Here is a 15,337-nt window from a genome sequence, read left to right on the forward strand (position 1 = left end):
TTACAACTCTAATTAGCCGGGACAAGCTTCGTCAATTGCTGTTGCAACCACGGCAAGGCAATACTTTCCGGCTCCAACGTTTCACCGGCGTCAATGCGTAGCATTGGCGCCAGTTCCGTGCCCTGAATTTCCAGCAACAGCTCGCGGAACTTCTCCCCGGCAGCACAAAAGGTGTCGTAACTGCTGTCACCCAGCGCGATAACCGCAAACTTTTTACCGGTTAACAGTGGAAAACGGTTTTGTACATCCAGGTAAAACGGGAATACATTATCAGGTATATCACCCTGGCCGGTGGTGGAGCTTACCACCAGCCAGATATCGGCATTAAAGCTCAGCACGTCATCCAGTTTAGCTTCATCATACAGCGCTACCTCATGCCCCAGGCCGGTTAATAACGGCAGAGCTTCTTCAGCAACATATTGGGCGGCGCCATAGACGGTACCAACTATCAGGGCTATTTTGGCCATTTTTCCTCCATAAAAAGCTCAGCAAATTGTTGCTGATAATAAGCTTCATCTACCGGCCAGCCAAATTGGCTAAACAACGGTTCAAGCTCGTTAAGACCAGCGCTAAACTGCAAAGTTTCCCCCGTGACCGGGTGCGGCAACTGCAGCTGCTTGGCAATTAGTATTAACCGGCGGCAATTAAAGTGCTGTTTAAACAGCGCATTATGCTTACCGTCACCATGGCTGGTGTCACCGACTATCGGATAACGTAAATGTGCCAGATGGCGGCGAAGCTGGTGTTTACGCCCGGTTAAGGGTTGCAGTGCCACTAACGAGTAACGCGCAGCAGGGTATTTACTTACCGGTATTGGCAGTTCTACCTGTTGTAATGGCTGATAACGGCTAATAGCCTGCTGCGGCGCTTTATCATCACGGCTGAATTTGTCGGCAATTTTATCCAGTTCTTCTTTGAGCGGATAATCCAGCTCACCACCCCGCGGTAAAAAACCGCGCACCACTGCCAGATAATACTTACGCCACAGCTGTTTTTCCTGCTGCGCGCCCAAAAGGCGAGCAACCTCGCCGGATAAGGCAAACACCAACACGCCGGACGTGGGCCGGTCTAACCGGTGCACCGGAAACACATGTTGGCCAATCTGATCGCGCAGTGTTTGCATAACAAATACTGTTTCGTGTTTATCAAGAAATGAGCGATGCACCAGCATGCCACTGGGTTTATCTATCGCTACTATATGCTCGTCCTGATACAGAATACGCAGTGGTGCATTTAGCACAAAAGGCTCGGCTGAACTCATGCCGCACCCGACAAGGTACTATCTATACGTGCAATAATACTAAGTAATGGCGTCACACGTACGCCATGTGTTTTAAACGCCTCGGTTGCAACCGGCAGCATACTGATTTTGTTGGGTAAGGCTAACCTGGCATCCAGCAATGCCTGCATCCGCGGTAAAAAGATAAATTGTAGCCACTGTTCAAGCGCCATAGTGTCGTAACAAAACGGTACTGTACTGGCCATGGCAGCCGGTTGCGGCGGTACTGCGCTCCAAAGCTGTTGCTGTTTCAGCTCGCTTTCCAGCTCAATAAGCAGGGTTTTAACCACGTCGGACATAACTACCTCATAATAAGCGGCACAGTTTAACATAAGCTAAAGCTGCAGCCAGCCCTTGTAAAAAGCGTAGTTAATCAGCATTATCTGCCAATACTTTCGGGAGTTAGCTATGGGTCCAGTATTACTACTGTTGATAATCAGCAGTATCTGTTATGCCTTCTGGTTGCAACGCAAACAAGATGAACGCGCAGTGGTAGTGGCGCGCCAGCTTTGTCAGCAGCAGCAACTACAAATGCTTGACTGTGGCCGCAGTGGCCATAGTTTTCGTAAGATAAATGGCCGTTTACGCTTTATTACCTCGTATCAGGTAGATTTCAGCGGTGACGGCGAAAGCCGTTATCAGGCAGAATTATTGCTTAGCGGCATGAGGCTGGCCGAGTTCAACCTGCCAGCTTACCGCATTAATTAGCCGATCAACTTGCTTTTAGCTGTATCCAAAATAGTAAGGTTTATTGCTGCCGGGAACGGAACATCAGCGTGCCACTAACGGAATTAAACGCCAGTTCGGTCACCGGCTGATATTTATCATCAGCAAAAAACGCTTTATATTTATCCAGCGTAACAAAGACACCAATGCCGGCAGATTGTTGATCTTTATCAACTATAGAATCCACCGCATGAATAAGGTAATGGCCCAACCCCAAATGTTGCTGCTTGGGGGCAACGGCAATGAACGCCAGCATATGGTAGCGCTCTGCCGGCATGGCAGCATGAATTTTTTGCTCTTTCTCCAGCAATTGTTTGGTGGAAACATAGCCGGCTGTCAGCAACATTTTAAGCCGCCAGTGCCACAACCGGCTGGCGCCAATACCTGAGTCTGGCGTAATAACACAGGCCACCCCCAGCAACTGCTCAGCAGAAAACAAACCAATTATTGGCTGCTTTGCCTGCCAAAAGGTATTTAACTCTTCGCGTATAGCTGCGCGCAGCCGTTGCTCATAATCTGTTTTATCGACGCGAAAAATTTCCATAAACAGCGGATCATCATGATAAGACTGATACAGCAACGATGCTGCCAGTTTTAATTCATCTGCACTAAGTAAAATTGCTTTTAACCGGTCCAACTCTACGGTGTTCAGTTCAGCTAACATACATTCCCCGCCTGTTATTGTTGTTTTTTTATCCACAATAGCAGCAAGGCTTTGTATTGCCAAGCAGCGGTTTTACAGCATAACCGCTTTGCAGCAAAACCACTGGATAGCAAAAGATTATGCAGCTAGCTATGCTGTAATAACCGCAGAATACACAAGGATAAGTTATGGATATGTCACAACATGATTTGCACACCTTATTTTCCCAACTGGGATTAGACAATGATGAACAGGCTATACGGCAGTTTGTCAGCCAACATAAACTGCCTGCTAATACGGCAATACAAGATGCGCCATTCTGGAATCAGGCTCAAGCCAGCTTTTTGCGCGAGTCGCTTAAACAAGACGCCGAGTGGTGCGAAATTATTGACGAGCTAAATACCTTACTACATTAACGCCGCATGATAACTGCAGCGTGGCTGTATCGCAGACAAAACAAAGCCACCTAGCGGTGGCTTTGTTTTGTCTGATAACAGGGTAACAGTCAGTGCTTACCTGGCAGTAATTACTGGCCTTTAATTTCACTGCGGCCTTTGTACGGCGCTTTGCTACCCAGCTCCTGCTCAATACGCAGTAACTGGTTGTATTTAGATACGCGGTCAGAGCGGCACAGTGAGCCGGTTTTAATTTGACCGGCAGCAGTGCCTACGGCTAAATCTGCAATAAAGGCATCTTCGGTTTCGCCACTGCGGTGTGAAATAACGGCAGTGAAACCGGCGTCTTTGGCCATTTTAATCGCGGCCAGAGTTTCGGTTAACGAACCAATCTGGTTAAACTTGATCAGGATAGAGTTACCAATGCCCTGTTCGATGCCGCGGGTTAAAATTTTGGTGTTGGTAACGAATAAATCATCACCTACCAGCTGCACTTTGCTGCCGATTTTGTTAGTTAAGTCTTTCCAGCCATCCCAGTCGCTCTCATCCAAACCATCTTCAATGGACAAGATAGGATAACGCTGGCTTAAACCAGCCAGGTAGTCGTTAAAGCCGTAAGAGTCAAAGCTCTTATTCTCGCCGCTTAGTACGTATTTACCGTCTTTATAAAACTCAGAGGCGGCACAGTCCAGCGCTAATGTGATGTCTTTATCCATCTCGTAACCCGCAGCTTTTACTGCTTCAACGATAACCGACAGCGCTTCTTCGTTTGATTTTAAATCCGGCGCAAAACCGCCTTCATCACCCACAGCGGTATTTAAGCCGCGCTTTTGCAACTCTTTTTTCAGGCTGTGGAAAATCTCAGCACCCATGCGCAGCGCTTCGGCGAAGGTTTTGGCGCCTACCGGCTGCACCATAAACTCCTGAATATCCACGTTGTTATCGGCGTGCTCGCCGCCATTGATAATATTCATCATCGGTACCGGCATGCTGTACACACCAGAGGTGCCGTTTAAATCGGCAATGTGCTGGTATAACGGGATTTTTTTATCCGCAGCGGCTGCGCGCGCGACCGCTAATGATACCGCCAGAATAGCATTGGCACCGAGCTTACTTTTGGTTTCAGTGCCGTCTAAATCGATCATGATCTGGTCGATCTCAGCCTGGTTGTAGGCATTTTTGCCTTTTAACGCCGCCTGAATCGCGCCGTCGATATTCGCTACCGCTTTAGTGACACCTTTACCTAAGTAACGGCTTTTGTCGCCGTCACGCAGTTCTAACGCTTCGCGTGAACCGGTCGAGGCACCAGATGGGGCACAACCACGGCCCATAGCGCCGCTGGCTAAGTACACATCAGCCTCTACTGTTGGGTTGCCGCGTGAATCCATAATTTCGCGGGCGATAATTTTTACTATTTCAGACATGCTTTAAATCCCCTGTTCTAAAACGAAAAAGCCGTGTTAATTGACACGGCTTAGCACAAGTTATACGCGCTGCTGCTTCTGCGCTTTGTACGCGGCTGCGACAAAGGCCTGAAACAGCGGATGACCATCTCGTGGTGTCGAGTTAAATTCCGGGTGAAATTGCCCGGCCACAAAGAACGGGTGCGACGGTATTTCTATCATCTCCACCAGCTGGTTGTCGGCCGATAAACCCGATACCACTAATCCTGCCTCTTCTAATTGCGGCCGTAAGTTGTTATTCACTTCATAACGGTGACGATGCCGCTCCTGAATAACCGCTTTGCCGTAAATTTCGCGGGCTTTAGTATTGTCTATAAGGTTACAGTTCTGGCTACCAAGACGCATGGTGCCACCCAAGTCAGACTTATCTGAACGGGTTTCCACTAAGCCGTCGGCATCGCGCCATTCGGTAATTAAACCTACTACCGGGTAAGGTGTATCTTTGTTAAATTCAGTGGAGTGCGCATGGCTCATGCCTACCACATTACGGGCAAATTCAATCAGTGCCACTTGCATACCTAAACAGATACCCAGGTACGGTACTTTGTGCTCGCGGGCATATTGCGCCGCTAATACTTTTCCCTCGACACCGCGCTCACCAAAGCCACCCGGCACTAAAATGCCGTCCAGCCCGGCTAAAATGCCAACGCCTTTACTTTCAACATCTTGTGAGTCAATGTATTTAATATGCACGCTAACACGATTTTTCAGCCCGGCATGACCCAGTGCTTCGTTTACTGATTTATACGCATCAGGTAATTCAACATATTTACCTACCATGCCGATGGTAATTTCGCCGGTAGGGTTCGACTCCTGGTACAGCACCTGTTCCCATTCAACCAGGTCGGCTTCCGGCGCTTCAATATAAAAACGGCGGCAAACTAAATCGTCCAGCCCTTGTGATTTTAACAGCGCCGGAATTTGGTAAATACTGGAGACGTCTTTTAACGAAATAACGGCTTTTTCTTCGACATTGGTAAACAGCGCTATTTTGGCGCGCTCGTTGGATGGAATTGCACGATCTGAGCGGCATACCAGAATATCCGGCTGAATACCGATAGAGCGCAGCTCTTTTACCGAATGCTGGGTTGGCTTGGTTTTAATCTCACCGGCCGTGCCCAGGTAAGGCACCAGCGTCAGGTGCATATACAGTGTGCGCTCGCGGCCCACTTCGGTGCCTAACTGGCGGATAGCTTCCAAAAACGGCAGCGATTCAATGTCACCAACCGTGCCTCCAATTTCAACGATAGCAATATCGTAGCCTTCAGCACCGGCGACTACGCGGCTTTTAATTTCGTTGGTAATGTGCGGAATAACCTGAATAGTGGCGCCCAGGTAATCGCCGCGGCGCTCACGGCGCAATACATCGGCGTAAATACGGCCCTGGGTAAAGTTATTGCGCTTGGTCATCTTAGTGCGGATAAAGCGCTCGTAGTGGCCAAGATCAAGGTCGGTTTCAGCACCGTCTTCGGTAACGAATACTTCGCCGTGCTGAATAGGGCTCATGGTGCCCGGGTCAACGTTAATGTAGGGGTCAAGTTTGAGGATGGTGACCTTAAGGCCACGCGCTTCCAGAATAGCTGCCAGTGATGCTGCAGCAATGCCTTTACCTAAGGAGGAAACCACGCCACCCGTCACAAAGATATATCTTGTAGTCATGAGACCCCTGAGACAATGTTAATCAATAGATGAATACCAAAACAGAAAAAAACCAAGCGCCCGGTGCGTAAACACTGGGGTACAACGGTTGTTCAAGAATTGGTATCAGGACGGGAGGAAAGTATAGCAAAGCGCGCAACGGCACTCAACGTAAAGCTGCGGGCTAACGTGATTTAGTCAGTTATCTTTCTCCGATACGAACCGGTTTGCTCACACCAACACTCCGTGAACCCGTCCCTGGGGGCTCGATTCGGCCATCCTGGCCTGCAACGGTTGGTTTAGAGCAAGCCGATTCTCACTGTATTTGCATTCAACCAACAATTGCCTTGCAACAGAAATTTTTAGCCCCCTCCCCTTGAGTGTGCAGCTCACAGTCTCCAGATAAGTAGTAGCAGATGGAAACCATTCGACGTTGGCGGGGTCTGTAAATTATATATCCCGCCTCAGAGTCAACAACAGGAGTAGCCTATGCAAATTCAAGTTCACACAGACCGCCATATTCAGTCAGACGAGCGCTTAGCTGAATTTATCCGCGATACACTGCAAACTAAACTGAGCCGTTTTGTCGATCATCTGACTCGGATTGAAGTGCACTTAAGTGACGAAAACGGCAATACCAAGCACGATGGTAATGATAAACGTTGCCTGCTGGAAGCTCGTCCTGAAGGGTTGGAGCCAGTGGCGATTACAGAACATGCCGCTACTGTGGGCCAAGCAGTAACCGGTGCCGCAGATAAAATGCAGCGTAAACTCAGCTCATTGGTCGGCAAGTTACGCGACAAACACGCCCGCTCTGGCAAAGCTGACTTTACCGAGTCTGACGCGGTGGAACCTGACGAAGTAAATTAATTATTGGAAAATAATGCGTAGCCATATATTTATCGGCTACGCATTACTTATTCGTTGCTCTTCACTTTCTGCCACAACGCTTCCATCTCATCTAAGTTTGATTGCTCGGGGCTTTTACCCTGCACTGCAAGCGCCTGCTCTACCGCGCGAAAGCGGCGTTCAAATTTGCTGTTGGCGGCACGCAGCACTGCTTCAGGGTCAAGTTTATGTTTACGCACTACGTTAACCAGTGCGAACATTAAATCACCCAGCTCTTCGCTCAGTTCAGCGCTACCCACTTCGGTTTGCTCTACTTCAAGGATTTCTTCTTTTACTTTATCCCAGCAGCCTTCAACATTGGGCCAGTCAAAACCAACATTAGCACAGCGTTTTTGCAGCTTGTAAGCCCGGCTTAATGCCGGCATCGCCTGCGGAACATTATCCAACACACTGTGCTGGCCGTTATCTTTACGCTCATTACTTTTTAGTGCTTCCCAGTTTCTAAGTACAGTGTCAGCATCTTCTGCAGTCACATCGCTGAAAATATGCGGGTGGCGCCGCTCCAGTTTGTCACAAATAGCCGCAACGCAATCATCAAAGCCAAACCGGCCTTCTTCTTTGGCTATCTGGGCGTAAAACACCACCTGAAACAGTAAATCACCCAACTCGTCTTTTAACTCGTCAAAGCTCTCACGCGCTATGGCGTCGGCTACTTCATAGGCCTCTTCCAGGGTATACGGCACTATAGTGGCGTAGCTTTGTTTTAAATCCCACGGGCAACCGCTTTGCGGGTCGCGCAAGCGGCTCATAATGCCCAGCAGGCGGGTAATATTATCTGACACACTACTCTCTTTATATTTTTTACTGCTACGGATTAATGATGAAAGCGCTTGGCTTCCACCACATCATCTATCTGGCTGATTTTACTTAATAACTTGTTAAGCGAGTCAAGATTATACAACTCCATCGTCATATTAATTACCGCAGTTTGCGCTTTAATATCCGAGCTGCTACTCATCTTGGTCACGTTGGCTTTTTCATTGGCCAAAATGCTGGTGATGTCACGCAGCAAACCGTTACGATCGTGCGCTACTATGCGGATATCCACCTCGTAACCAGAAGCATATTTATCGCCCCAGGTGGCATCTACCACCCGCTCGGGGTGGCTGTCCTGCAACGTTTTAAACTGGTCGCAGTCATCACGGTGAATAGCGATACCGCGGCCCTGGGTAATGTAGCCGATAATGGCATCACCCGGCAGCGGATGGCAGCAACCGGCCATATGCGTCAACAGGTTGCCCACGCCTTGCACCACTACATCGCTTTTCGCTTTGGTAGAGGGCAACGGTTTGGTAATTAAACGCGGATCAATTTCCGGCTCTTCTTTTACATACTGGCTTTGAATAAAGTGTACTACCTGAGTCACTTTAATTTCGCCGCCGCCAATGCCTACCAGCAGCTCGTCCATACTGTTAACATTAAACCGGGACAGCACTTTGGCCGGATACTCCATCACCAGATTCAGCCGCGTTAGTTCGGTATCAAGCAGCTCTTTACCGGCCGCGAGATTTTTATCACGGTCTTGCAGGCGAAACCAATACTGTACTTTTGAGCGGGCGCGGCTGGATTTTAAATAACCCAAATGCGGGTTTAGCCAATCACGGCTGGGATTAGGCTCGCGGCCGGTAAGAATTTCTACCTGATCGCCGGTTTTCATCTGATAGGTAAAAGGCACAATACGGCCCGATACCTTGGCGCCAATACAGCGATGGCCTACGTTAGAATGCACATAATAAGCAAAATCCAGCGGTGTTGAGCCCATAGGTAAATCGACGATATCGCCTTTGGGGGTAAAGACATAAACACGATCTTCAATCACCTGGTTACGCAGCTCTTCGGCTAAATCGCTGCTGTCGACCACATCTTCCTGCCATTGCAGTAATTTACGCAGCCAGCCAATTTTCTCGTCATTGGCACCGTCTTTACCGGCTACTGCGCCCTCTTTATAACGCCAGTGTGCCGCTACGCCCAGTTCTGAATCTTCGTGCATCTGCCGCGTGCGGATCTGAATCTCTACCGCCCGGCCTTGCGGCCCCAGCACCACGGTATGAATCGACTGATAGCCGTTTTGTTTGGGTGTGGCAATATAATCATCAAACTCTTTTGGCAAATGGCGCCAACTGGTATGCACTATACCCAAGGCACCGTAGCAGTCCTGCACTCTGTCAGTAACAATGCGCACCGCACGGATATCATACAGCTGGTCAAAGGCCAGCTGTTTTTTCTGCATTTTTTTCCAGATACTGAAGATATGTTTGGGCCGGCCGTATACTTCTACTGCCAGATTGGCATCAGCCATTTTTTGTCGCACTGAGGCGACAAAGTCCTGCATATACTGTTCGCGGTCAAGGCGTTTTTCTTCCAGTAAACTGGCAATTTGTTTGTACAGTTGCGGATGCAAATACCGAAACGCAAAGTCTTCCAGCTCCCATTTGATCTGGCCTATACCTAAGCGGTTGGCCAGCGGGGCAAAAATCGCGTTGGTTTCTTTGGCGGCCAGTACCCGGGTTTCTTCGTCGGCATTCTTCACCTCACGCAGGTAACAAATTTGCGCCGCCAGTTTAATTACTACGGCACGCACATCTTCTACCATTGCCAGCAACATACGGCGCAGGTTATCAGCCTGCTGTGGGTTGACACTCTGATTAGGCCCGGTAGGAATACTACGGATAGCTTCCATCTGCTGTACTGCGCGCAGCATGATTAATACATTGGACGGAAACGCAGGTTCCAGCTGTTCAAGGCTGACCAACCCGGCTTCCAGTAACGGGAATAATAAAGCAGCAAGCAAAGAGTCGCTGTCCATTCGCAGCTCAGCCAGAATTTCGACCATTTCCCAGCCGGTGCGCACAGCCAGTATCGGCTCTACCAGTTGATGCTGCTTCAGCCACTCGGCCGCAGCCATTAAACTGCTGATCTTTTTCTCAGTCAGCCCCAGTGAGCATAACCATTCCAGCGTTTCACCACTGTTGTAATCAGTGCTGTGCGACTGGCGAACCCTTACCATGTGCTGTTCCCTCTTTTTACTACCGGCTGAACAACGCCATTAATTCCAGATGACTGGTGTGGGCAAACATATCAACACCACAGATCTTTTCCAAGCTATAGCCGCTTTGCAGCAATACTTTGGCATCACGGGCGAAGGTAGCCGCATTGCACGACACGTACAATATCTGTGCCGGTTTTAGCTTTGCTATCTGCTCTGTGGCCCCCTGCGCACCAGCGCGGGCCGGATCCAGTAGTACTTTGGTATAAACCGGCTTGTTCCACTGCGCTTTTGGCCAGCTCAGGTGTAAATCTGCCTGATACGCTTCTACGTTGCTAAGACCGTTTAACTTAGCATTGGTTGCCAGTTGTTGCACCATTTTGGCTACACCTTCTACTGCTCGCACTGTTTTGGCGCGTTGCGCCAGTGCCAGAGTAAAATTACCAATGCCGGAATATAAATCCAGCACGGTATCATTTGCAGAGATATTCAGCCAGTTAACCGCCTGTGTCACCATTTGTTGGTTTAGTGCCGCATTAACCTGAATAAAGTCATCTGGTGCAAACTGCAGGCTAAGCTGTTGCTCGGCCAATTGGTACTGCGGCATCACAGGCTGCTGCCAATAGTCGAATATACCCGGCTCAGCCTCCCCCAGCCAAACGGCCTCTGGCCAGGCATCGATAAACAGTTGTTGCTCAGCGCCGGTGAGTGCTTTGATATGCCGCAATATTACAAAGGCGTTGCCGTCAGCTTCAAGCACCTCGGCGTGAGTTATCGCGGTGGGGTCTTTAAGCTGGCTTAACACCTGATTTAATACGTTAAATACCGGCGCCAGCATTGGTGATAACACCATACAGTGGTCTACCGCTACAATCTGCTTATCGGCACTCTGGCGAAAGCCTACGCTAAGACGGCGCTGCTTTTTGTCATACCAGATGCCAATGCGGGCACGAAGGCGATAACCGCTGTCGTCGGCCGTTAACATCGGCTGCCAAGGCAAAGAGGTTAAACCGGTTTGATGGCGAATCAGGTTATCAATGCCCTGCTGCTTTAATTCACGCTGGTTGGCAGCACTGATATGCTGCAACTGGCAACCGCCACACCTTGTCGCATAAACACAAGGCGGTGTAATACGCAGCACTGAGGCCTGCAGCACTTTTACCGTACTGGCTTTAAGAAAACCGGCTTTATCTTCCAATACCTTAGCCTGCACTTTCTCACCCGGCAGTGCGGCACTGACAAAAGCAATTTTTTGCTCATGCTTGCTAATGCCATGCACCTCATAGTCACTGTCATCTATGTGAAAGGTAAAAGTTTTGCCCAGTAAACTGGCTTTAGGTTTGGCTTTATATAGGTTAAGCATGGGTTCTCTATCGGGTTATAGGCAAGCGCGATGTCTTATGTCATTATCGCGGCAAGAGTATTTACTAAACAGCCTGCATCAATGACGAAAATGGGTTTACGTTCCTGGTTACTGCTTTGCAGTTTGCTGCCAGCTGTACTGGTAAGTGTATTCTGCGTCGGCTATTTTAGCTATGTTCGCTATCATGAGTTAGCACTTTCTTTAACAGATCGCGCCAGGCATATCGCTCTGCCACTGGCTATCAGCAGCCAGGACTTACTCAGCCGGGGCAACACTGTCGCACTACAGCAATTACTGGACAACAGCCACCGGCTAAACTCGCCGCTGATTAGCAATATCAGCCTGATAAACAGCGATAACCAGCTGATATTCAGCACCAACCCGCAGCATTTTAGCAACAGCCAGCTGCTTGCTGCACCAACATTACTCAACAACACTGACATGGTGATATCTGATGGCAGCAGTTTATTGCTGTATCAGCCTTTAGCTACCGGCATTCTGCCGGGGCAGCCGCGTGATACCGCTTATCTGCTGGTGCAGTTGCAGCAATCTCAGTTACAGTTGCAACAACAGGCTGTGCGCTTTAATGCTCTACTGATACTGCTGGCATGTCTGCTGTTGGCAGCTGCACCAGTATGGTATTTATTGCGCTGTATTCACCGGCCTGTTAACCAGTTACAGGCTCATTTGCAACAGCTGCTCAGCGGCAACACTGCGCCGCGCCGCCTGGCTATGGTACAGGAGCTGGCCCAGCTGCAACAGGGTTTAAACCAGTTAGGTAATTTTCTGGCCAGCCAGGAACAGGACATGCAGCAGCAAATTGAGCAGGTTACCAGTGATCTGCAACAAAGCATGGAGCAACTGGAAGTTCAGAATATTCAGCTTGATTTTGCCAAACGTAAAGCGCAGGAGGAAAACCGGCAAAAATCTGAGTTCTTAGCCAAAATGAGCCATGAACTGCGTACCCCTCTAAACGGGGTTATTGGTTTTACCCGTCAGTTACTGAAAACCCAATTGTCCAGCAGCCAGCACGATTACCTGACCACTATTCAAAAATCAGCCAATAGCTTATTGCATCTGGTTAATGATGTGCTGGACTTCTCCAAGCTGGAAGAAGGCCGATTATCTGTTAACCCGGAGCCATTTTCACTGCGTGATGTGCTGAACGACGCCACTGAATTACTGGCGGCCAATGCCTTTGATAAGCACCTCGAACTGGTGTTGATGATTGAGCCGGACTGCCCGGACGATTTAATTGCTGACCCTGGGCGTTTTGTGCAGGTACTGATGAACATCGCCGGTAACGCCATTAAATTTACCGATCACGGCAGCATTGTGATTCGTGTGTCGGGTACCTTGCTCAATGAAGACCAGCTTATTCTGCATTGCTCAGTGCAGGACACCGGCCGCGGCATCAGCACCGAGCAACAGCAATTATTGTTTCAGGGTTTTACCAGCAAAGACCCACGCAGCCACCAAAGCGGCTCGGGCCTGGGTCTGATGATCTCGCAGCGCTTAGTACAGGCTATGGGCGGGAACCTCGGCTTTGAAAGCAAACAGGCCGAAGGCTCAACCTTCTGGTTTACCCTTAAATGCCAGCGCCATCATCTATCGGTTGCCGACAGCCTGCCGCTGGATGTCCTGGACAACAAAAACCTGCTGTATTTTGAACCACAACAACATTCACGTGAAGCCACGTTAAGCCTGCTACATCACTGGGGGCTGCAGGTTACAGCCTGCGCTACCAAAGGGCAGCTACAACAAGCGCTGGCGCATCAGCAACATTATGATATCGGCCTGATTGGCCGGACTATTGCCATTAATCAGGTGAATCAGGTGCTGGATTTAATCCAGCAGGTAAAACCGCAGTGCAATAATACCTACTTGCTGGTCAACACCTTGTCACCGCACTTGCGCGAAACACTGCTTAGCTCAGGTGCGAATGCCTGTTTATCTAAACCACCGCATATCCGCAAACTGGCACTGACTCTGGCACAGCCTTACTTGCAGCAGTACAGTGCGATATTACCGCAAGCAAGGCAGAAAAAAGTCAGCCTCAAAGTGCTGACCGTCGACGATAACGACGCCAACCTGAAGTTAATTAATACCCTGCTGGCTGAGCACGTTGACCATATTGATTCTGCCCGCGACGGGGCTGAAGCCTGGCACAAAGCCACCCAGCATGCTTACGATATTATTTTTATGGATATTAATATGCCGGTAATGGATGGCGTAACCGCCTGCCAGCGTATCCGGCAAAGCTCGCTGAACGAACACACCCCGATAGTTGCCGTAACGGCCCAGGCCATTGACGGTGAACGGGACCGCTTACTAACACTGGGCTTTGATGAATTTTTAAGTAAGCCACTGGATGAAACCATGCTGCATTGCAGCTTACAGGAGTTTTGTCCTGCCAGCCGTTTGCAACACACCACCCCGGTATGGCCTAACAGCAAACTGATACACTGGTCCACTGCCATAGAGCGGGCCGGAGGCAAGCACGATTTAATGAAAGAGATGCTGCAAATGCTGATCGCCAGCATTACGCCAACCCGCAATGCGCTGCAACAGGCACTGGCATTACATGATGAAAACCAGGTATTGCAGCAAGTGCATAAATTGCATGGCGCCTGCTGTTATACCGGCGTGCCGCGGCTGAAAAATCTGGCAGAACTGCTGGAGACCCAGCTAAAGCAAGGTAAAAGCCTGACGGAACTGGAGCCCGAATTGCTTGAACTGGATGATGTGCTACAGGCGCTGTGGCAGGAAAGTCAGCAATGGCCTGACTGGTAAAAAGTTACTGCCGCTCCAGAATAACAGTTGCAGCGGCATAAGCCTGCTCATCAGTAATAGATAGCCAGATATGGCTTACCCCCATAGTCGCAGCCAATTCGCCGGCATAATCCGTTAAAGCCAGCTTTGGTGCACCATCGGCGTTATTACTGATACTGATATGCTGAAACGACACCCCTCTGCCAATGCCGGTACCCAGCGCTTTGGCAGCGGCTTCTTTGGCGGCAAAGCGCTTGGCAAAATAACGCGCAGCATTGGCAGGGTGGTTATCAGCCAAACCGGCATAAATAGCCTGCTCGTCGGTTGTCAGCACCCGCTTTACCAGCGCCGGGCTGCGGGCCAGGCTCTGCTCAATACGGGCAATTTCAACAATATCAGTGCCAAGGCCAACAATTGCCATTTAGCGGCGCGCCTCAACCATTAAACGTTTCATTTCGCGTACCGCGGCATCCAGGCCACTAAACACCGCACGGGCCACAATGGCATGGCCAATATTCAGCTCATGCATTTGCGGTATAGCCGCAACAGGCTGCACGTTATGGTAATGTAAACCATGGCCGGCATTAACAATTAAACCTAAAGACGAGGCAAACTCAGCAGCCTCACGAATGCGCGCAAGCTCTGCAGCCTGCACTGCGGCATCTTTAGTCTCGGCATATTTACCGGTATGAATTTCAATATAAGGCGCACCGGCTTTGGCTGCAGCTTCAATCTGGCGATGATCAGCATCAATAAACAGCGACACCAGAATGTCCTGCTGATGCATCTGGCTTACCGCTTCGGTAATACGGCTTAACTGGCCTGCTACTTCTAACCCGCCTTCAGTAGTCAGTTCCTGGCGTTTTTCCGGCACAAAACAGGCAAAATGCGGTTTAAGTTCAGTGGCAATCGCCAGCATTTCATCGGTTACCGCCATTTCAAAATTCAGCCGGGTGGCAATGGTCTGGCGCAACACAAACACATCGCGGTCAACAATATGCCGCCGGTCTTCGCGCAAGTGCACCGTAATGCCATCAGCACCGGCCTGCTCTGCCATTAAAGCCGCATGTACCGGCTCCGGGTAGTAGGTGCCACGGGCCTGACGCAACGTAGCAACGTGGTCAATATTAACACCAAGAAAAATAGGGTTGTGCATACCAGAC

Annotated in this window: 15 protein-coding genes; 4 read left to right on the forward strand and 11 right to left on the reverse strand. The window is 49.7% G+C overall.

Features of this window, described 5'->3' with window-relative positions; all coding sequences use genetic code 11:
• Positions 1-8: 8 nt before the first annotated feature.
• Genes MJX74_RS14655 through MJX74_RS14665 form a run of 3 tightly spaced genes read right to left on the reverse strand, consistent with a single transcriptional unit; the run spans position 9 to position 1,578 of the window.
• Positions 9-467 carry a flavodoxin gene (locus tag MJX74_RS14655; protein WP_240223570.1) on the reverse strand — a complete coding sequence of 153 codons (459 nt, stop codon included), beginning with the start codon at positions 465-467 and terminating at the stop codon, positions 9-11.
• Positions 455-1,261, reverse strand: a complete 807-nt coding sequence (gene truC / locus MJX74_RS14660) for a tRNA pseudouridine(65) synthase TruC (RefSeq protein ID WP_240223572.1) — start codon at positions 1,259-1,261, stop codon at positions 455-457. Before truC ends, MJX74_RS14655 begins: the two co-directional genes overlap by 13 nt.
• Positions 1,258-1,578: a YqcC family protein gene (locus MJX74_RS14665; protein WP_240223575.1), complete on the reverse strand. Its 321-nt coding sequence runs from the start codon at positions 1,576-1,578 to the stop codon at positions 1,258-1,260. Before MJX74_RS14665 ends, truC begins: the two co-directional genes overlap by 4 nt.
• Positions 1,579-1,687: 109 nt before the next feature.
• Here MJX74_RS14665 and MJX74_RS14670 point away from each other — a divergent pair, with 109 nt between their 5' ends.
• Positions 1,688-1,987, forward strand: coding sequence for a DUF3301 domain-containing protein (locus tag MJX74_RS14670; RefSeq protein ID WP_092793101.1), 300 nt, complete (start codon positions 1,688-1,690; stop codon positions 1,985-1,987).
• Positions 1,988-2,027: 40 nt separating this feature from the next.
• Here MJX74_RS14670 and MJX74_RS14675 read toward each other — a convergent pair whose 3' ends face one another.
• On the reverse strand, positions 2,028-2,669 hold the full coding sequence (locus MJX74_RS14675) for a GNAT family N-acetyltransferase (protein ID WP_240223576.1): 642 nt from the start codon (positions 2,667-2,669) through the stop codon (positions 2,028-2,030).
• Positions 2,670-2,836: 167 nt separating this feature from the next.
• Here MJX74_RS14675 and MJX74_RS14680 point away from each other — a divergent pair, with 167 nt between their 5' ends.
• Positions 2,837-3,064, forward strand: coding sequence for a DUF2789 domain-containing protein (locus MJX74_RS14680; RefSeq protein WP_240223578.1), 228 nt, complete (start codon positions 2,837-2,839; stop codon positions 3,062-3,064).
• 110 nt (positions 3,065-3,174) lie between these two features.
• Here MJX74_RS14680 and eno read toward each other — a convergent pair whose 3' ends face one another.
• Both eno and MJX74_RS14690 read right to left on the reverse strand, forming a co-directional pair.
• Positions 3,175-4,467 carry a phosphopyruvate hydratase gene (gene eno / locus MJX74_RS14685; protein ID WP_240223581.1) on the reverse strand — a complete coding sequence of 431 codons (1,293 nt, stop codon included), beginning with the start codon at positions 4,465-4,467 and terminating at the stop codon, positions 3,175-3,177.
• Between the two features lie 60 nt (positions 4,468-4,527).
• Positions 4,528-6,165: a CTP synthase gene (locus tag MJX74_RS14690; protein WP_240223582.1), complete on the reverse strand. Its 1,638-nt coding sequence runs from the start codon at positions 6,163-6,165 to the stop codon at positions 4,528-4,530.
• Positions 6,166-6,633: 468 nt separating this feature from the next.
• Here MJX74_RS14690 and MJX74_RS14695 point away from each other — a divergent pair, with 468 nt between their 5' ends.
• The gene (locus tag MJX74_RS14695) at positions 6,634-7,014 is read left to right on the forward strand and encodes an HPF/RaiA family ribosome-associated protein (RefSeq protein WP_240223583.1); all 381 of its coding nucleotides are present in this window, start codon (positions 6,634-6,636) and stop codon (positions 7,012-7,014) included.
• Positions 7,015-7,061: 47 nt separating this feature from the next.
• Here MJX74_RS14695 and mazG read toward each other — a convergent pair whose 3' ends face one another.
• The 3 genes from mazG to rlmD are packed head-to-tail and all read right to left on the reverse strand — an operon-like array spanning position 7,062 to position 11,402.
• A complete protein-coding gene (gene mazG, locus MJX74_RS14700) occupies positions 7,062-7,835 on the reverse strand; it encodes a nucleoside triphosphate pyrophosphohydrolase (protein WP_240223584.1) in 774 nt (257 codons plus the stop codon).
• 32 nt (positions 7,836-7,867) lie between these two features.
• Positions 7,868-10,060 (reverse strand): GTP diphosphokinase, encoded by a 2,193-nt coding sequence (gene relA, locus MJX74_RS14705; protein ID WP_240223585.1) that lies wholly within the window; start codon positions 10,058-10,060, stop codon positions 7,868-7,870.
• Between the two features lie 19 nt (positions 10,061-10,079).
• On the reverse strand, positions 10,080-11,402 hold the full coding sequence (gene rlmD, locus MJX74_RS14710; protein WP_240223586.1) for a 23S rRNA (uracil(1939)-C(5))-methyltransferase RlmD: 1,323 nt from the start codon (positions 11,400-11,402) through the stop codon (positions 10,080-10,082).
• Positions 11,403-11,432: 30 nt separating this feature from the next.
• Here rlmD and barA point away from each other — a divergent pair, with 30 nt between their 5' ends.
• Complete coding sequence (gene barA, locus MJX74_RS14715) at positions 11,433-14,195, forward strand: two-component sensor histidine kinase BarA (protein ID WP_240223587.1); 2,763 nt, start codon at positions 11,433-11,435, stop codon at positions 14,193-14,195.
• A 4-nt stretch (positions 14,196-14,199) separates the two neighbouring features.
• Here barA and acpS read toward each other — a convergent pair whose 3' ends face one another.
• Both acpS and pdxJ read right to left on the reverse strand, forming a co-directional pair.
• Positions 14,200-14,595 carry a holo-ACP synthase gene (acpS, locus tag MJX74_RS14720; RefSeq protein ID WP_240223588.1) on the reverse strand — a complete coding sequence of 132 codons (396 nt, stop codon included), beginning with the start codon at positions 14,593-14,595 and terminating at the stop codon, positions 14,200-14,202.
• The gene (gene pdxJ / locus MJX74_RS14725) at positions 14,596-15,330 is read right to left on the reverse strand and encodes a pyridoxine 5'-phosphate synthase (protein ID WP_240223589.1); all 735 of its coding nucleotides are present in this window, start codon (positions 15,328-15,330) and stop codon (positions 14,596-14,598) included.
• Positions 15,331-15,337: the final 7 nt, after the last annotated feature.

It is taken from the genome of Rheinheimera hassiensis, assembly GCF_022436675.1.
Taxonomy (GTDB): Bacteria; Pseudomonadota; Gammaproteobacteria; order Enterobacterales; family Alteromonadaceae; genus Alishewanella; species Alishewanella hassiensis.